General features: G+C 66.6%; 17 protein-coding genes. 10 read left to right on the plus strand and 7 right to left on the minus strand.

Features of this window, described 5'->3' with window-relative positions; genetic code table 11:
- Positions 1-455 precede the first annotated feature (455 nt).
- The 3 genes from ACFV2O_RS18855 to ACFV2O_RS18865 all read right to left on the minus strand — a co-directional run bounded on the left by ACFV2O_RS18855 (position 456) and on the right by ACFV2O_RS18865 (position 3,398).
- Positions 456-770, minus strand: coding sequence for a hypothetical protein (locus ACFV2O_RS18855; RefSeq protein ID WP_379252911.1), 315 nt, complete (start codon positions 768-770; stop codon positions 456-458).
- Between the two features lie 139 nt (positions 771-909).
- A complete protein-coding gene (locus tag ACFV2O_RS18860; protein ID WP_379252912.1) occupies positions 910-1,407 on the minus strand; it encodes a toll/interleukin-1 receptor domain-containing protein in 498 nt (165 codons plus the stop codon).
- Between the two features lie 875 nt (positions 1,408-2,282).
- Positions 2,283-3,398: a hypothetical protein gene (locus tag ACFV2O_RS18865; RefSeq protein ID WP_379252913.1), complete on the minus strand. Its 1,116-nt coding sequence runs from the start codon at positions 3,396-3,398 to the stop codon at positions 2,283-2,285.
- A 497-nt stretch (positions 3,399-3,895) separates the two neighbouring features.
- On the opposite strand from ACFV2O_RS18865, the gene ACFV2O_RS18870 reads away from it, so the two are divergent.
- Both ACFV2O_RS18870 and ACFV2O_RS18875 read left to right on the plus strand, forming a co-directional pair.
- Positions 3,896-4,141, plus strand: coding sequence for a hypothetical protein (locus tag ACFV2O_RS18870; protein WP_379252914.1), 246 nt, complete (start codon positions 3,896-3,898; stop codon positions 4,139-4,141).
- A gap of 233 nt (positions 4,142-4,374) precedes the next feature.
- A complete protein-coding gene (locus tag ACFV2O_RS18875) occupies positions 4,375-5,034 on the plus strand; it encodes a serine protease (protein WP_379252915.1) in 660 nt (219 codons plus the stop codon).
- A gap of 100 nt (positions 5,035-5,134) precedes the next feature.
- On the opposite strand, the gene ACFV2O_RS18880 is transcribed toward ACFV2O_RS18875, so the two are convergent.
- From ACFV2O_RS18880 to ACFV2O_RS18890, 3 genes are all read right to left on the minus strand, one after another.
- Positions 5,135-5,371, minus strand: a complete 237-nt coding sequence (locus tag ACFV2O_RS18880; protein WP_356964971.1) for a DUF6374 family protein — start codon at positions 5,369-5,371, stop codon at positions 5,135-5,137.
- Positions 5,372-5,648: 277 nt separating this feature from the next.
- Complete coding sequence (locus ACFV2O_RS18885; protein WP_379252916.1) at positions 5,649-6,452, minus strand: LLM class flavin-dependent oxidoreductase; 804 nt, start codon at positions 6,450-6,452, stop codon at positions 5,649-5,651.
- A gap of 55 nt (positions 6,453-6,507) precedes the next feature.
- Complete coding sequence (locus ACFV2O_RS18890; protein WP_379252917.1) at positions 6,508-7,089, minus strand: TetR/AcrR family transcriptional regulator; 582 nt, start codon at positions 7,087-7,089, stop codon at positions 6,508-6,510.
- 72 nt (positions 7,090-7,161) lie between these two features.
- On the opposite strand from ACFV2O_RS18890, the gene ACFV2O_RS18895 reads away from it, so the two are divergent.
- From ACFV2O_RS18895 to ACFV2O_RS18915, 5 genes are all read left to right on the plus strand, one after another.
- A complete protein-coding gene (locus ACFV2O_RS18895) occupies positions 7,162-7,737 on the plus strand; it encodes a dihydrofolate reductase family protein (RefSeq protein WP_379252918.1) in 576 nt (191 codons plus the stop codon).
- Between the two features lie 273 nt (positions 7,738-8,010).
- Complete coding sequence (locus ACFV2O_RS18900; protein ID WP_379252919.1) at positions 8,011-9,564, plus strand: FAD-dependent monooxygenase; 1,554 nt, start codon at positions 8,011-8,013, stop codon at positions 9,562-9,564.
- Positions 9,565-9,746: 182 nt separating this feature from the next.
- A complete protein-coding gene (locus tag ACFV2O_RS18905; RefSeq protein WP_379252920.1) occupies positions 9,747-10,691 on the plus strand; it encodes an ATP-binding cassette domain-containing protein in 945 nt (314 codons plus the stop codon).
- Entirely contained in the window at positions 10,688-11,449 is a 762-nt protein-coding gene (locus ACFV2O_RS18910; RefSeq protein WP_356964977.1) for an ABC transporter permease, read from the plus strand. The genes ACFV2O_RS18905 and ACFV2O_RS18910 overlap by 4 nt, the downstream gene beginning before the upstream one ends.
- Before the next feature lie 54 nt (positions 11,450-11,503).
- Positions 11,504-12,148 (plus strand): DUF4097 family beta strand repeat-containing protein, encoded by a 645-nt coding sequence (locus ACFV2O_RS18915; protein ID WP_379252921.1) that lies wholly within the window; start codon positions 11,504-11,506, stop codon positions 12,146-12,148.
- Positions 12,149-12,235: 87 nt separating this feature from the next.
- On the opposite strand, the gene ACFV2O_RS18920 is transcribed toward ACFV2O_RS18915, so the two are convergent.
- The gene (locus tag ACFV2O_RS18920) at positions 12,236-15,385 is read right to left on the minus strand and encodes a BTAD domain-containing putative transcriptional regulator (RefSeq protein ID WP_379252922.1); all 3,150 of its coding nucleotides are present in this window, start codon (positions 15,383-15,385) and stop codon (positions 12,236-12,238) included.
- A gap of 467 nt (positions 15,386-15,852) precedes the next feature.
- Between ACFV2O_RS18920 and ACFV2O_RS18925 the strand changes: the two genes are divergently transcribed.
- The 3 genes from ACFV2O_RS18925 (at position 15,853) to ACFV2O_RS18935 (ending at position 18,212) form a co-directional block, all read left to right on the plus strand.
- The gene (locus ACFV2O_RS18925; protein WP_379252923.1) at positions 15,853-16,071 is read left to right on the plus strand and encodes a ferredoxin; all 219 of its coding nucleotides are present in this window, start codon (positions 15,853-15,855) and stop codon (positions 16,069-16,071) included.
- The gene (locus ACFV2O_RS18930) at positions 16,068-17,294 is read left to right on the plus strand and encodes a cytochrome P450 (RefSeq protein WP_379252924.1); all 1,227 of its coding nucleotides are present in this window, start codon (positions 16,068-16,070) and stop codon (positions 17,292-17,294) included. The genes ACFV2O_RS18925 and ACFV2O_RS18930 overlap by 4 nt, the downstream gene beginning before the upstream one ends.
- A gap of 459 nt (positions 17,295-17,753) precedes the next feature.
- The gene (locus ACFV2O_RS18935) at positions 17,754-18,212 is read left to right on the plus strand and encodes a hypothetical protein (protein WP_379252925.1); all 459 of its coding nucleotides are present in this window, start codon (positions 17,754-17,756) and stop codon (positions 18,210-18,212) included.
- Positions 18,213-18,217 lie beyond the last annotated feature (5 nt).

An 18,217-nucleotide genomic window follows, 5' to 3' on the forward strand; every position in this document is an offset into this window, starting at 1 on the left:
CTATCGTCGACGTCGAATGTGCCTCGCCACGGGCCTCATTCGGCCGCTGGCCCATTTTCGACGGGGTGCGCCGGTGAGCGCGGCTCGGATCTCGCGTGGCTCGGATCTCGTTCGTGATCGGCCTACCCCTCGCGGTGGTCGTCGCAATGATCGTGTGGCCGTCCGACTACGACGAATGAGAGAAGGACGCGTTATGAGGCTCACGCTGCGCGGGAGAGCCGAATCCGGGAGGGCGTATCCCGTGCGCCGCGAGTTCGGAGGTTGGGCGATCCGCCCCGGTCGTGGCTGGCGTCGGCATCGGTGGGTGACTCCGCCGATTCACGTTACGTGGTCCGTCCCGGCTGACGACGTAGAAGCCGCGACGGATTGGGCGCTGGAACGCATGGGCATGTGACCAGGTAGAGACAGCGCAAAACCCCTCAGATTCGACGCTGAGGGGTTCAGGTGGCTTGCGGTCAGGCGGCGCAGACGCGGTTGAGATCGTCGGTGTAGGGGTCGAGGTCGGTGACGTTGGCATCTACCAGTGCGTCGGCGTAGGCGGTGATGACGTCCTTCTCCGCGCCCTGGGCCAGAAGGGCCAGGCCGCCCAGGCGGTCGGACAGCGCTGTCGCCGTCGCCGTGTCCATGGTGCCGCCGCTCGTGTCGATCGCGATGTTGATCAGCTCGATGGCCTTGGCGCAGAAGGGGGACTGGGCTTGCGCGGGTGCGGCGGGCAGGAAGAGTAGAGCGGCGGCGGCCGCAGCGAGCACGGCGGCGAAGGGCTTGGTCATGATTTTCCTCTCAGAACGTTGGGCTGATCGTAACCAGGCGGGAGAGCCCCTATTTCTGGTGGCTCGGTAGGTATCCGGACGCGGGTGGACACGTCGATTCGACGAAGCTGGTGTGTCGCAGCCGGGTGTGGGGCAGATGTTATTGCTCGCCGAGCTTCGCATCACCGAGTAATTCGATCAGTTCCTGCACCGCCGCTTCGACATCGGACTCGGTGTTGCCGGGCAGCCTGCGGTACTGGACCCCTTTGAGGAACTCGGGTAGCTCCACATGCTGAAGTCGGACGGGTAGCAGTGTCGCGCGGCCTTCGATGCTGGCCTGGTACAGGCGTTGAGCCTCGGTCACGCAATACGGGCTGGCGACGTAGCTGGGCGAGAGCAGCAGGACGCCGACCGCTGTCTTCGCCAAGCTGTCCATGAGTTCGTCCAGCCAGTTCTGCCCGGTGCGTATGGATCCGGTCTTCCGATAGTCGAAGACTTCCTGGAACCTGGCGTGCAGCGCCCGGCTGAACAGTTCCGCCGTGTCCCTGTCCTCGTTGGCGTAGCTGAGAAATACGACTTCTTTGCGAAGCGCGGCCGTGGTGAAATATCGGCTGGCCTGATCGGCGTCGTGGAAAAGCCGGGGCTGATGCCCGATCACAGTGAGGGTTTCCTCGAAAGAGCTTCCGAGGTCGTCGCGATCCTGCCAGGAACAACACCCGCCTACTGTGGCGCGGCTGGACATCCTCGAACAACGCTCCGGAGAGTTGGTCGGGCACTCTATCGGCAGGAGTGTGCGACAGGGGCAGCGTAGGCACGCCGTGGCCTGCGGCAAAGCTCGCCGCGATATATGCCGCCGGGTCGTCGAGTGCGACCACCAGCCAATCCAATTCGCGCAGCCGGCTGACGAACGTCAAATCGAGTCGAGGCGGCCAGGCCAGGTTCACCGGCTGCCACACCGCTTCCTCGAGGCTGCTTTCCAACACATCGCCGATCTCCGCCCTGGTGCTCCGGTTCAGCAGCAGGCCTACTTCTCTTCGGCGGTACGAGCGTGTTCCGGCGCGTGCGGAGATATGCGCCCGCAAACCGTCGGCGAAAGTCTCGAATGCTTTGGTGACGCGCGCGATCAGCGGCGAATAGCGTTCGTCGGTGATCTCCTGGGGGTCGTACTCCACGACTCGTATCTCCGGAGGGCACCGCAACAGGGCGCCGTACCGGTGGTCGCAGAAAACGATGCTGGGATACCGCAGGCGTGCGGCGATGCTCAACTCGAGCAGGAAGTACCGCGCTTCGTGCTGGAGCGTGCGCAGATCCCACGCCGTCTGCGCGTCTCCTGGTAGCGGGTATATGCCCACGAACCCGTCCGCGTCTCGCATCATCCGTTCCAGCCGCGTCGGGCTGGTGAAGGTCAGCCCTTCGTCCACGCGGAAGGCGACCGGTTGCACCTTCCGGATGATTCGCCAGAAGAACAGGTTGACATCGGGTGATCGGTACCGGTGACTGAGAAAGACGTTCGGCCTGCTGGAAGAGTCTGTCTCAGTTGCCATTCTGATCCGCCTGCGGCTCGGGAAGGACCGAACGCAGGCCGGATGTGTCGACGACCTGCTGTTGGCGGATCTTGGCGTACACCGCGTCGAAGGTGTAGCCCGCGATGAAACCGACGGACAGCACGAAGAACAGGAGCCGTCGCGCGCCGGGGCCCGTCAACAGATCGGGCGAGGTCGCCAGTTGTGCCGAGATGAACAAGAGGACCGCGATCGCACCTGCCGACATCCCCAGTACCGAACTTCGCGCCCAGTCCTCCCTGCGGTCGACGGCAGTGCGGATTATCGCCCCTGACGTCGCCGCCAGCAGGGAGCCCGCGATCAGCCCGACCAGGGTGAGCGATGCGTTGCCGTCCACCGCGTAAACCAGCGGGATCATCGCGAACCCGCCGATCAGCAAGAGCGCGCCGAAGAGCAACCCGATTCCGGACTTGTACTCGGCATGCCGCTCGGCGCGCGACCGCATCGTCTCCGCTGATTGTTTGCGTTCCTGCTGAGTGCGCAGGATCGCGACGACATTCTCAGCGGCGCCGGCGTTCCACTCCCCGCCCAGGATCGAAAGCTCCTCCGGCGTGGCGAGATTGCCGGTGCGTCCCATCGATACCCATGCCTTACGCGCGGCACCACCGAAAGCGGCGACGGGCGCGAGGGGAATATCGAACGCCATCGCCACCATCGCGGTGATCAATGTGGTGCGGCCGCCACCGATGAGTACGACACCGTCGGCTTCACGCAGCGAACGGTAATAAGAGACTTCCCAGTCGTCTTCCGCTTCATGACGAATTTCGAAGGCGCCGGACTTATGTGGTGGATGCGGGAAACTGGTTTCGGAAGATCCGTACGGTGGCCGGACATGGATGGAACCGGCTCTGCACGGCTCGACGGAAAGGTATCCGGCTACCACATCGCGTTCGACGAATCGCGGCGCGCTGGAATAGACGAAGAGGTCGTAGCCTGCCCTTGCCAGTTCGGCGCCGACCTCCCGCGCGGCTCGGGCGCCGTTGTCCTCGGTCCACGACGGACGGTCCTCCACCCCGCAAGGGCGTATCCCGCCGACGATCGCGATCGTGCGGCGCTCGCCGATCGAGCCGTTTCTGCCTGACTGCACCGAACATCCCCTCGTTGATCAGGTAACAGTAGGTTGGATAGTAGCGACCGGGCGGCCGTTCCCGCCGAAAATCGTTGTGCCGTAATCCGGTGCAGCGAGATTCCCGCCGCCTCAACAGCATCCGGTTTGCTCGGAATCTGCCCCCTACCGCGGAAGACCGGCTATCACACATGATCTGGCACGGACAAGAGAAACGCCTCTGTTTCGACGCTGAGTGTTCCCGGTGCGGTCGGCACGGTGCTGCCGACTGGGCAATTCGGGCCCATCTTTCGCAGGCGTCGGGTCGGCGAAGTCGACGTGCGGACGAGATTTCGACCAGTAGTGCACGGGGGTGGTACGCGAACCCCGTACTCACCTCGGGATTCACACCGAGGGGTGAGTGTTTCCGACCCGTGGGACGATGATCTTGCGAGCTTCCTGAGAGAAGAGTTAGAGGGGTCATAAGAGGGAGCCTTCAACGGGCGAAGGCATCCCAACCGTCAGTTGAAGGAAGCACAATGACCAAAAACAAGATTATCGCAGCCGCAGCTGCGGCAGCCTGTGTGCCAATGATCGCTTTCGGTTCGGGTGTTGCTACCGGGTCCCCGGACGTAGCGCCTGTGCCTGCCCCTCCTGCAGCCGTAGATGTCTCCCAGCACGGGCAATTGCAGACCGATGACGCCGTTCTGTTCTGGGCTCCGTTCTTCTGGCCGGTCTGCTTCATCCCGCCGCTGCTCTTCGTCTTCCCGATCTGCATCGCATGATCTGCTGGACGGCATCGCTGAGGAAACGACGAACGCCGCGCGTCACGCACCCTCGCCAGATCGTGGCGTGACCGTCGGCGTTTCGTCACCTAGGAGGCGCACTCGACCAGGCTCGATCCCGCAAGATTGGTGACGACGTCTGGATGCCTGGTCTTCGAGTTCTTCAAGTAAACAGCAGTACTGTTCGCGCGGCATGGGGGGACGATTTTCCCCTTCGACCGATTGGATGCGGCATGTTCGAGAAACTTGCGGGAACAGCTGCTGCGCTCGCGGCATGCGCAACGCTGATCGGGGCGCACGCGGGCATGGTGCGCGCCGCCGCTCCGGTCGTGCTGGGCGGCGGCTCCGGCATCGTCGTCAACGATCAGGGCATCTGTACGCTCACCACGATCGGGCACGATGGCGCAGGCCGGTTGGTCGGATTCACCGCGGCTCATTGTGGTGGTGCGGGTACCACCGTCGCCGCGGCGGCCGATCGCGACGCCGGCGTGGTCGGCACCATCGCCCAGGCCAACAACGACATGGACTACGCCGTCATCGTGTTCGAACCGGACAAAGTCGTACCGGTGAGCCGCGTCGGCAACACGACGATCGCCCAGGTGGGCGGTCCCGCGCAGTTCCCGGATATCGCGTGCAAGGAAGGCTATAGCACCGGCCACACCTGCGGACTGACCTACGGAGACGTGCTGGAGTCCGGGTGGACCTGGACGCAGATATGTGTCGTCCCTGGTGACTCCGGTGGGCCGGTCGTGGTCGGAACGACACTCGTCAGCATGGTGAACGCATACGTGACGGTGCCCTGCCTCGGACCTCAGCTCGGGACGAAGATGACCGCCATCATCGACGACGTCGACGCGCGCGGTGGTCCCGGAGCCGGTTTCCGTCCGATCTAGCCGGCCTATCGACCGAGCGGGACCGCCGACATCCCCGCTCGCCGCCGGATCCGTCCGGTCCCGCGCTCGGGATGAATACGGAATTCGCGGACACCGACCGTCATCGGAGACGGCCGCGGTAGTCGAGGCAGGCGCGCCCGTCGGTGGGCGGGGTCGCGGGTGGGGTCGCGGCCGTGATGGCCTCGGTGTAAGCGCGCAAACCCTCGGCCAGCCTGCCCGCCATGTTCTCCAGCTGTTCGGGTCGCAGATGCTTGCCGAACGCGGCCGCATCCAGCAGCTGCCTGCGCACCTGGTCGATCTGCGTTCCTGCGAAGGGGATGGGCTCGTGGTCCGGCATACTCCGGCACCTTACCTCGAGTCGAACGTATGTTCCCATCGGTCTGGCTGGGTGTCCTTGATGTAGTCGACGCCAGAATCGGCTGCCAAGTCCGGCTCGGGCACGCATCGCCGTCCCCTCCGAGTCAGCGCCGCACCAGCCACCTCAGGATTCGCCGATCAGGCCCGGTCAACGGGTCCGTACCGGGCTGCAACGACATGGTGAACCCGCGGTCCACCGACATCGACGCCCTGCCTTGGTGCCGCGTAGTCAGTGGTGGGAGTGACCTTTTGCTCGGCTACCGTCCGGCGAGCTCGGCGACGACCGGAGCGAACCGGTCGGCGAAGTCGGCGCCGAAGATGAAGTAGGAGAAGCCGATCTCCTCTCGGCGCCGCTGGATTTCCTCGGCGGCGGCCGCCGGATCATCCGGAAGTACGGCCAGTGCGTCCGCCGCGCGAAGCGCGGCAGGGTCGGTGTCGGGTGGCGCCATGTGCGGCGCGACAGTGTCGCCGATGACCGGCACGGCGAGCGCGAGCTCGACGTTCCCGATGGTGCGGAAGTCGCGTGCCAGCCGCTCTACTTCGCCCCGAGACTGATCCCCCAGTGCGAACGTGACCGTGTCCGCGACCTCCGCCGCCAACGACCGGGCCTTTGGACCCAGTACGGCCATCGCCACGGGCGTGTGCAGGTCGGGGCCGTCGAGTTCGCGCAGCGTTTCGACGGTCTCACGTACCTGCGCCAGCCGCTCGTTCGGTGGCACGACGGGCAGTCCCTTGTCGCGGAGTTCGTCCTCGATTCCCGGTCTGCCGGTGCCGATGCCCATCTCGAAGCGTCCGTCGGTGAGTAGCGACAGCGAGTGCGCTTCCCACGCTGTCAGCCAAGGCGGGCGTAGCGGAGAGGCGTACACCCAGGTGCCCACGCGCAGGTCGGTCAGGGCCGCGGCGGTGGCCAGCATGGGGCCGGGCGCCGGTTGCGTCTGCGGGAAGTCGGGCACCAGCAGCGTCGAGTAGCCGCTGTCGGCGATGCGGCGCACGCGATCTCGCCACGTCGGCAGGTCGGTCCTGAGCGGGGCGACGACCCCGAATCGAAACGGTCTCGTCATGCCTGACTTCCTCTCGGAGAGCGTCGGTTCGAACAATGGATGGATCGTTCCGGGTTTACCTGACCTGGGCGGGTATTGCCCGGTCCACGATCGTCCGCACCAGTTCGGCGGCCCGCTGCTCGTCGAAAATGCCGGGCAGGGTGAGTCGTTCGAGGATGAGCCAGTTCAGAGCGAGGTAGAGCAGCACAACGGCGTCCTCGTCGCCGGGCAGCTCCGACTCCCGATAGTTGCTGATATTGAAGTCGAGATCCGCGCGTACCCGCTCGGTGAGCAGCGCCTGCAGTTCGGGCCGCCGGGTGGCCTCCAGTCGCAGTTCGAGGATCGCGAGATAGCCGGTGCGGAAATGGGAGACCCGGTCGACCACCTCGGTCATGAGTTCGGTCATGGATTCGCGGGTCTGTGGGCTGCGGGATTTCGCCATGGCGGCGTCGCTGGGGATCAGCCGCTCGTAATAGCGGTGTCCGACCTGGACGAGCAGTGCGTCCCGGTTGGGGAAGTAATTGGAGGCGGTTCCGGCGGGCACTCTCGCCTCCTGATCGACCGCCCTGAAGGTCAGGCCACGTGCCCCTTCGCGGGCCAGGACCTCGATTGACGCATCCAGCAGAGCCTGCCGGCGTTCCGGATTCGTGCGCACCACTTGACACCACTCCATCTGTAGTACTACGGTTCAAATCACTTCGCACAGAGTACTACAGTTGAGGCGGTTAAGATGCGAAAGCTTGTCTACTACGTGGCGGTCTCCCTCGACGGCTACATCGCGGGGCCGCAGGGGGAATTCGACTTCTATCCGATGTGTGAGGACATGACGGCGTGGATCAACGAGCGCTATCCGGAGACGGTGCCGACGCCTCTGCGCGAGTCCGTCGGCATGCCCCTCGACACGCCGAACAAGACCCTGGACACCCTGGTCATGGGTCGCGGCACCTACGAACCGGGCCTCGCGATCGGCTGCACCAGCCCGTACAACCACTTGAGGCAGTACGTCTTCTCGAGCACCCTCGCGCCGGTGGACAACCCGCAGGTGGAGGTCGTCGACGCCGATCCGGTCGAGCTGGTCCGGCAACTGAAGAAGGAAGCGGGCCTGGATATTTGGCTCTGCGGCGGCGGCAATCTGGCCGGACAGCTCCTCGGCGAGGTCGACCAGCTGATCATCAAGAGCTACCCCGTGATCGCGGGCGACGGCATCAGGGCATTCACGGGCAATTTCGAGCCGACGCGATTCGAGGTCACCCAGCGCCAAGAGTTCAGCACCGGCGCGCAGGTCACCTGGTTCGACCGCGCCTGATCCGGCGCCAGACCCGCCGGAGTTCCGGCATCCCGTGGCTTCACATGAGTATTCGAAAAGGCGGAACCGATATGCGAAAGCAACGCAGCACCTTCCCGACCGAGACCAACCAGCAGCGCTTCGTGACTCGCCCCGTGCCTCCGCGCGCGGTCACCAATTCCAAGGGCGGGTGGCCCCGGCACGGCAGGTACGGGGCGCGGTAGCGCCCGATCGGCGACCTGGGCTGTCCGAAATCGTTTGCCGCGGCCAGAATCGGCTGGGATGGGAGTAACAATGCATACCGACGTGATCATCGTGGGCGCGGGCCCGACCGGCCTGATGCTGGCCGCCGAGCTGCGCTCGGCCGGAGTGCGGCCGCTGGTGCTGGAGCGGCAGTCGCAGCCGCGGGACACCCCGAAAGCCGGTGGTCTCGGCGGGCAGATCCTGGAGTTGTTGCGCTACCGGGGCTTGCTGGATCGGTTCGAAGCGGCCTGCACCGATCCGATTCCGGCTCCCCGGTTCCCGTTCGGCGGTGTGCACGTGGACCTCACCCAGCTGGACGAATCCCCGATGCATGCGCTGCCGCTGCCGCAACAGCAGCTGGAGCGACTACTCGGCGAATACGTCGGCGAACTCGGCGTCGATATCCGTCGCGGACACCAGGTGCTCGATGTGCGGCAGGACGCCGACGCGGTCACCGGGGAGGTCAACGGGCCGGTCGGGCCGTACCGGGTGACCGCCCGCTACCTGGTGGGCTGCGACGGTGCGCGCAGCCGGGTTCGTGACCTGGCCGGCATTCCGTTCCCCGGCACCGTATATCCGGAGGTGAATCGGCTGGCCCAGATCACCGTGCCCGATTCGGTCACCCGGCTCGACAACGGCGACCTCGAGGTTCCCGGGTTCGACGCCATCCGTGCGGGTTTCACGCGGACGGATCGCGGTCTGTTCGGGATGGGTGTGTCACCCGCCTCGGAGGCGTTGTCCGTCTACACGATCGAGGACGAGACCGTCGAATACGACGATGACGTGCCGATGACCGTGGCAGAGTTGCGCGACAGCATCCGTCGCGTGCTGGGAGTGGATCTGCCTGTGGCGGAGACGTTCCGGCTGTCGCGATTCACCTTCAAGGCCCGCCACGCCGAACGCTATCGCGCGGGCCGGGTCCTGCTCGCCGGTGACGCGGCCCATCTGTTTCCCGCCACGGGCGTGGCGCTCAACGCCGGAATGCTGGATGCGGTCAACCTGGCCTGGAAGCTGGCCGCCGAGGTCAACGGGTGGGCGCCAGCCGGCCTGTTGGACACCTATCACGAGGAACGCCATCTCGCCGGGGAGCGCACCATGCTGCACACCCGGGCACAGGTCGCGCTGCGGCGCGGGCACGACCCGGCCTCCGAAGCGCTGCGGGCGGTCTTCCAGGAACTTCTCACCGACGAACAGCCCCTGCGGCGCATGGCGGCCCTCATCGCCGGCGCCGATATCCGCTATCGACTGCCCAATCCCAACGACCACATCTCGACCGGAACCTTCGCGCCCGACCTCACCCTGCACACCGACGACGGGACGACCAGCGTCGCCGAAGTCATGCACGCCGCACGGCCCGTCCTGCTCGACCTCGCCGACCGCGCGGACCTTCGTGATACCGCCCGAGACTGGCGGCACCGCATCGACATCCGCTCCGCCAAAGCCGAGAACCGCGAAGCCGATGCCCTCCTGATCCGCCCGGACGGCCACATCGCCTGGGCCGCGACCATCGACGAACCCGCCGACACCGCCGAGGACGGCCTGCGAGCAGCGCTGTCGTTATGGTTCGGCACACCCGCGGAAACGACGATCCCGACCAGCGATTGACGAGGGCAGGTCGTCACCGCCGATGGAGGGCTGCCGCTTCCGAACCTCCGTCGGCGAAGACGATCTGCACGTGCACGGACATCTGCTCGTCGGATGCGGCGCTGACCAGGCCGAATGCCGTGTCAGCGGACGTGTCAGGCCGGTGTCAGGGCGGTATCAGCGGGGCTCGCGACAGTATCCCTGTGAACAGTTCAGCGATTGCGGCTTCCGGGCTGCGAAAGACATACGGGGACAAGACGATCCTCGATGGTATCGACTTGGATATCGGTGCGGGCACGATCTTCTCTCTGCTCGGCCCGAACGGGGCGGGTAAGACGACGACGGTGAACGTGCTGACCACGCTGTCGAAAGCCGATGGCGGCACGGCGCGGGTCGCCGGGCACGACATCGCGACCGATGCCGAGGCGGTGCGCGCGGCGATCGGCGTCACAGGTCAGTTCGCGGCGGTGGACGATCTGCTGACGGGGGAGGAGAACCTGCGGCTGATGGCGGATCTGCACCATCTGCGGGCACACGAGAGCAAGCGGGTGATCACCGAATTGCTCGAACGGTTCGATTTGGCGGAGTCGGCGCGAAAGCAGGCGTCGACCTATTCCGGGGGTATGCGCCGGAAACTGGATCTGGCGATGACGCTGGTCACCAAGCCGGACATCGTCTTCCTGGACGAGCCGACAACGGGATTGGATCCGCGCAGCAGGCGCACCATGTGGGAGATCGTCCGGGAATTGACGAACGACGGTGTGACGATCTTCCTGACCACTCAGTACCTCGAGGAGGCCGATCAGCTGGCCGACCGGATCGCGGTGCTCGACCAGGGCCGCGTAGTCGGCGAAGGCACACCTGACGACCTCAAGCGCCGGGTGCCCGGCAGCCACATCCGGCTCCGATTCACCGACGTCACGCAGCTCGATGCGGCGGCGCGAATCCTGCCGGGGGCCACCCGCGACGACGAGGCCCTGACCCTGCGGGTCCCCGGCGACGGCGGGACGAAAGCACTGCGGGACCTGCTGAATCGGCTCGCCGAACACTCGGTCGACGCCGAGGAGGTCTCCGTCCACACCCCTGACCTCGACGATGTCTTCTTCGCCCTGACCGGTCACGCCACCAAGGAGGCTGTCGCACCATGAGCACCATTTCCGCGCCGCTGGCCGATTCGTCGATCATGTTGCGCCGCAACTTCAAGCACATCGCCCGGACTCCGGTCACGATCTTCAACGCGGCCCTGATGCCGGTCGTGATGATGCTGATCTTCGTGTACGTGTTCGGCAACGCGTTCGATGTCGGCGAACAGTACATCGACTACGCGACACCGGGCATGATCCTGCTGGCGATCAGCTACGGGTTGTCGGGCACCGCGGTATCGGTGAGCTCCGATATGGCGAAAGGCGTCATCAACAGGTTCAAGGTCATGAGCGTCTCTCGTGGCGCCGTACTGACCGGCCACGTCGCGGCCACCGTACTGACCAATGTGGTGGCCATCGCGGCCGTCATAGGTGTGGCCTTCGCGCTGGGGTTCCGGCCGCCCGCGACCGCACTCGACTGGCTGGGCGCGATCGGCATCATGGCGGCGACGTCGTTCGCGGCCGCCTGGCTCACGGTCGCACTGGGGATGGCCGCGAAGACTCCGGAGTCCGCGGGCATGACCGTGGTGCCGCTGATCATGCTGCCGTTCGTGAGCAGCGCGATCGTGCCCGCCGACCAGATGGGGCAAGGTATCCGGCAGTTCGCGCAATACCAACCTTTCACGCCGATCATCGAAGCGTTGCGCGGGTTTCTCGCCGGACACCCTTCGGGTGGCTACACGGCCGCCGCGCTCGCCTGGTGCGCCGGGTTCGCCGTCGTCGGATACCTGTGGTCGCGTGCCACTTTCAACAAGCGCGTGTAGTCGCGACCAGCCGCGCATTTCACACGCCAACCAATTCACACACAGGAGACAGCCATGCCGACGTTCGAGACCCCGGAACCGATCGCCGTCACGATCGACGTGCTCTCCGGTGCGGTCACGGTGATCGCCTCGGACCGCATCGACACCGTCGTGGAGGTCCGTCCGGCCGACGCGTCCAAAAAGGGTGACGTGCGCGCCGCCGCGCAAACCCAGATCGAATTCACCGCAGGCGCTTTGACCGTGCGAACGCCGAAAGACTGGCGGACCTACACCCCGTTCGGCGGCAACCCGTCGATCGAGCTGACCATCGAGGTACCCACCGGCTCCCGGCTGAAGGGCACCGCCGCGGTGGGCCGATTGCTGGGCGCAGGCGGACTCGGCGAATGCGACCTGGAGATATCCGCGGGCGACATCACCATCGAGCGCCCGCGTGATTCGGTAACCGCGAAAACCGCCAAAGGCGACATCCGTATCGGTGAGGCGTCGCGCGGCGTGCTCCGCCTGGAAACGTCCATGGGCGAGCTCCAGGTCGGAATCAGCCCGAGTAGCGCGGTGCAGCTGGAAACCAACGCCCAGCACGGGACCGTGCGCAACCGGATGCAACCGGTCGACCGGTCGCAGGGCGAGGAGGACATCGTGCGGGTGTACGCGCGCAACTCCTACGGCAACATTGTCATCCAGCACGCCACGGCCGCCTGATACTGCGCTCCCGCCACCCCGTCCCGCGCACATTGTCCAACAGGTGTGCGACACCACGTCGGTGTCGCACACCTGTTTGCGCCATGTTCAGCAAGCGAGCGCAGTGGCGACCAGTTCACGCCAGCTCGCCTGCCCACCCTCCTTCGTCGCCTCGCTGAACCGCACATCGCCGAGGCGACGTCGTGCTGTCTGCTCGATCCGGTCCACATCCGGTTGGGAACGGTCGGACAGCCCGCGCACCGCGGCACTCGCCGCGAGCAGCCGCACGGCCTGCTCATCGTGGGCGGCGCGCTGCGCCAGGTCGGCGATCCCGACGAGCACCTGAGCGATCAAAGGCGCGTATCCCGCATCGGATACCGCCTGGAAGGCCGCGTCGTGGTGTTCGCGGGCTTCGTCGAGACCGTCGGCGAGGTAGCCGAGCAGGTTGTGGGTCCGCGCCCTGACGTAGGGCTGCTCGGCATCGCTGCCGAGGAGGGTTGTCGCGAGATCGATCTGCCGGTACGCCTGCTCGGTGTCGTCGCTCCAACGAGCCAGCTCCGCCCTGGTCAGGGCGAGTTCGGCCAGTGCGTTCGGCCAAGCTGAGCGATCCGCGTGCCGCTGCGCCTCGGCCATGGCGGCCGCACTCGCCTCCGCATCGCCCAGCAGCCAGTACAGCTGAGCCTGCCGCGCCCGCATCAAGAAAACGTCCTCGATCGCCCCGACCTCGGTGACCACCGCGATCGCCTGGTCGAGATGCTCGCACGCACCGGCGAACTCACCGCGCATGGCGATTCGATTCGCCAGTTCGGTCAGAGCGAACGAGATTCCCCAGCGCTCGCCGATGGTCCGGAACTCGGCGAGCGCCGTCTCCAGATACTCGTCCGCCTCCCGCCCCTGCTGTCCCAGCGCGATCCGCGCCTTGCCGAGCTGGAGCCGGGCCAGCGCCCGCACCCAAGGGTCGTCATCGGTGAGCAGCGGTTCGAACGCGGGCAGCAACGCGTCCGGCCCCTGCAACATGCGTTCCAGCGCTGCGACGAACGCCAGCAGCGGGTATCGCCCCCGACTGCGTCGGCTGAACAGGTATGCCTTGTGGATCCATTCCTCCACTTGGTGCTCGTCACTCGGCCCGGAGCTCATGAAGTGCACGACCAGCCCGTACACCCTGGCCCTGATCTCGTCGTCCACCTCGCCGGACGTGTCGGCAGCCGCGGTGATCAGCTCCATGCCCTCGGCCTTGTGGCCACCGAGCCACCAGTACCAGCCCGCGGCCGCCGCGAGCCGCATCGCCCCGGTCGCGTCCGCGGCCGCGAGCGCGCCACGCATCGCGACGGCGATGTTGTCGTGTTCGACCTCGAGCGTGGCGAGCCACTCCAATTGCTCGGCGCGGCGCAGGTGCGGCTCCGCGATGTCGGCGAGTTCGGTGAAGTACGCGAGATGCGCTCGACGCGCCGAATCCGATTCGCCCGACTCCTCGAGCCGGTCCCGGGCGTACTGCTTGATCGTGTCCAGCATCCGGTAGCGCGGCCCGCTGTCCTCCACGGTGCGCAGCAGCGATTTCTCGGTCAGCGTGGTCAGCAGCCCGAGCACCTCCCACCGCTCGACCGCCATGTTCTCCTCGCCCTGGGCTTCGGGCCCCGCGCAGACCTGCTCGGCCGCCTCCAGGCTCGCGCCGCCGGAGAACACCGCGAGCCTGCGCAGAACCATCCGTTCGGAGTCGGTGAGCAGCTCCCAGCTCCAGTCGACCACCGCTCGCAACGTCCGGTGTTGCGGGATCGCGGTACGGCTGCCGCCGGTCAGCAGGCGGAATCGATCATCGAGGCGGTGGGCGAGCTGGTCGAGGGACATGGTGCGCAGTCTGGCCGCGGCCAGTTCGATCGCCAGGGGGATTCCGTCGAGGGCCCGGCAGACGCGCGCCATGGTCGACAAGGTGGGAGCATCGGCCGCGAGATCCTGGCGCACCGCACCGGCCCTGTCCCGCAACAGCTGCACCGCCGGGGAGGACTCGATCTCGCCGGGATCCGCGTCCTGCGCGGGCAACGCCAACGGCTCGACCTGCCATAACGCCTCGCCCACGATGCCGAGCGGTTCGCGGCTGGTAGCGAGGACCCGCAGCCGCCCGCACTCTCCGAGCAGCCGGTGGGCGAACGCCGCCGCGGACTCGATCACGTGCTCACAGTTGTCCAGGATCAACAGCGTTTCGCGCTCGCGGATCGCCGCGACGAGCCGGTCCATCGGTTCCGCGTTCGGTGCGCCGCCGAGCAGCGCGTCGCGGAGTCCGAGCGCGGCGAGCGCGGATTGCGCCACGTCGCCACTCGCGCCGACGGACGCCAGTTCCACCAGCCAGGCCCCGTCGGGCAGGTCGTCGAGCATGGTCCGCGCGGTTTCGAGGGCCAACCTGGTCTTGCCCGAGCCGCCAGGACCGGTCAACGTGGTGAGCCGATGGTTCGCGATGAGTTCGCGCACGGCGGCGATATCGGCGTATCTGCCGACGAATTCGGTCAACTCGGCCCGCAGGTTCGTATTGCGGTGGTTCTCCTCCGTTCGCACTTCGCCGCGCAGGAGCGCCACGTGTAATGCGGAGAGTTCCGGCGAAGGATCGACGCCCAGCGTGTCGGCGAGTGCCTCCCGTGCGCGCTGGTACGCGATCAGCGCCTCGGCGCCACGACCCGCGGCGCCGAGCGCGCGCATCAGCGCGGCGACGAGCCGTTCCCGCACGGGGTGCCGGGCCACCAGCTCGGTCAGCTCGGCGATCAGCTCCGTACCCCGGCCGAGGCGGACCTCCGCTTCGTACCGATCCTCCATGGCGGCGAGGCGCAGCCCCTCCAGCCGGGTGACCACCGCGTCGAAAGCCTCGCTGTCCGGTATTCCGACGTCCTGCATCGGCGCACCGCGCCACAGCTCGACGGCCTCGCGCAGGAGCTGGGCCTGTCGCGCGTCGTCACCGCCGCGGGCCTGGTCGAGAAGCCGTTCGAACCGCAGGGCGTCGACGGCGTGGGGTTCCACCGTCAGCCGGTATCCGCCCGGCTGCCCGTCGAGCGCCCCGTCCGGCAGCACCCTGCGCAGCCGGGAGACCAGTGCCTGCAAGGCATTCGCCGCGTCGGCGGGCGGTTGCTCACCCCAAATCCAGTCGACCAGCGTCGCTTTCGGGACGACGCGACCTGGTTCGAGCGCGAGCGCGATCAACAGCGCCCGCAACCGAGCGCCCGGTACCTCGATCAATCCGCCGTCGTCTAGTCGGATCTCGAGCGGTCCAAGCATCCCGATCTGCACCGGCCCATTCTGCCGTGGACTCTCGGCGGTGAACCGGGCCGCCCGTCCCCGGGGTGACAACCGCTCCGATGGCGGCGACCGACACCGGTCGGCCGCAGCGTGCGGAGATGTCGGCCGGCCGGAGAGCAGGCGCATACGCGCTCTGATCGGCTCTGCGCGGAGGCGATGCGCGTCGAGATACCTGCCGGTGCTGTAGGGCCGTTCGCTGTGTGCGCGAACGGCGCGTGCCAGGCAGTGGGTAGTGAAGGCGACCTTTTCGCCCTGACCAGGGCGAACGTCGTATCGGCGGCGTGTCAGGCCGGTATCAGGTCGGTGTCAGCCAGTCGGGCGACAGTTCTCCTGTGAACAGTTCAGCAATGACAGGGCTCAGGAAGGTGTTCCGGACGCCGCTGTGCAGCAGTGCACTTGCCCACGGTGTGCGCGCTCTCCCGGTCACCTCGGAAAAGGGGTAGCCGGTGGAACTCAGAGTGGACCGTGAGCGCTGCGTCAGCGCCGGAATGTGCGCACTGACCGCCCCTGGAGTATTCGACCAGGACCCGGAGGACGGCCGGGTGGCGCCGCTGGACCTCACACCCGCGCCCGAGTGGGAGCAGGCCGTCTGTGAGGCGGCCCAGCTGTGCCCGTCCGGCGCGATCACCATCGTTCGACAATCGCAGCGAGAGGAAACCCGATGAGTCAGACGGCCCCCATCCCGCACGGCCTCCCCCTGGAGCGCGACGCGGGACCCTTCGACCCACCCCGCGAGATCACCCGGCTGCGAGAGCTTCGCCCGGTCAGCCCCCTGATCTTCCCCGACGGTCACGAGGGCTGGCTCGTCACCGGCTACGACGCGGTCCGCCGGCTCATGGCCGACACCCGGTTCAGCTCCCGCCAGGACATCGGCATCGTCCACGTGCCGTACGAGACACCCGGCATGCCCGTCGCCACCGAACCGTCACCGCAGGTGCCGGGCTTGTTCATCGCCATGGACCCGCCGGACCACACCCGGCTGCGGCGCATGCTGACCGGCGCGTTCACCGTCAAACGGATGAGGCAGCTCGAGGAGCACATCATCGACATCGCCGAGCGGCAATTGGACCAGATGGCGCGGCTGACCCCGCCGGTCGACCTGGTCGAGGAGTTCGCGCTGCCGGTGCCTTCGCTGGTGATCTGCGAGCTGCTCGGTGTGCCGTACGCAGACCGGGAGACCTTCCAGGTCAACTCGGCCAAGTTCTTGGTCAAGGACCAATCGCTCGAGGAGAAGATGGCGGCGTACGGCGCGATGACGACGTACCTGGCCGAACTGGTCACACGCAAGCGCGCCGAACCCGGCGAGGACATACTGTCCGACCTGGCCCGCCACGACGACCTCACCATCGAGGAGCTGACCGGCATCGCCTTCCTGCTGCTGCTCGCGGGCCACGAGACCACCGCGAACATGCTCGCGCTCGGCACCTTCGCGCTGCTGGAGCACCCCGAGCAGCTGGCCGAACTGCGCGCGGACCCGGATCTGCTTCCCGACGCCGTCGAGGAACTCATGCGCTACCTGTCGGTCGCCGACATCTTCTATCGCTACGCCACCGACGACATCGAACTCGGCGGTGAAACGATCGGCAAGGGTTCCACCGTGGTCGTCTCGCTGCTGGCCGCCAACCACGACCCCCAGCGTTTCGACCATCCCGACACCCTGGACCTGCACCGCAAGGCTCGCGGCCACCTGTCCTTCGGCCACGGCGTCCACCAATGCCTCGGCCAGCAACTGGCCCGCATCGAGATGCGCGCCGGTTTCGCCGGACTGCTGCGCCGCTTCCCGACGCTCGAGCTCGCCATCCCCGCCGGTGCGGTGAAACTCCGGACCGACATGAATATCTACGGCGTCCACGAACTGCCGGTCACCTGGACGGAGACGGCACGGTAGAACTGTCGGCCGAGCGCATGGGAACGCGCCTGCACGGCCTGTCTGTCAGCCCTGGCCGTATCGGTTGTCGGCCAGGGCGGGCATGCCCATGACGAGTCGGATCGCTGGGGCCAAGGCGCGCGGCGGGGTGGTTCGAGCCCATGCGAAAGAACACGAAGTAGGCCGTGTGGGCCGTGACGGACCGGTGGCATGAATACCGCTCACGGACAGAATGAACACCCTTGCCACGGTTGGATCGGCATATCGCACACGAGCACCGCGGCGAAACTCTTGCGATCCCACTTTTATACTCGCCGGTAACAATTGGAATCCAGAATAGCCAACTGGTAGCTGGCGACTTATTTTTGGCTCTGACATCGCTCTTTGCGACGGAATGCTGGTTGCGAGGCGAACGCGTATTGACGGATGGGAAGCGACACGGGCAGAATCGGCCGGGTTGATCCCGGGGGTGGAGGAGTTATGCGCGTAAAAACCGATATCCATTTCACCGTCGGCGTCGATCCCACCCGGGTGTTCGATGCGGTCGCCGCGATCGAAATGCTTCCCGAATGGTCGACGCATTCGGATGCGCGCGTGGCCACCCGCGGTGAATCCGGTCGTCCGCAGCGGGTCTACGTCACCGCGGAGACTCCGCTCGGCAAGTCCGATCTCCAGGTGCTGGAATACGACTGGACCGCGGACCGAGTGTCGTGGCAGGTCGTGGACAGCTGTGTCGGCGTCGGCGGCGGTGGCTGGTTCGAAGTCGCCGAGGATCGCGCGGGCTCGCAGGTCTGGTATCACACCGAGCTGCAATCCTCGCTCTTGCTGCCCGGACTACTCCTCAAGCGCAGTGTTCGGCGGGAGGCCGAGACCGTCGTGCAGAACTTCATCGAATTCGCCGAGGGATATACCGCGCCCCCGAAATCACGCGCCGTATAGGTCGC

The organism is Nocardia sp. NPDC059691 (assembly GCF_042733915.1).
Taxonomy (GTDB): Bacteria; Actinomycetota; Actinomycetes; order Mycobacteriales; family Mycobacteriaceae; genus Nocardia; species Nocardia sichangensis.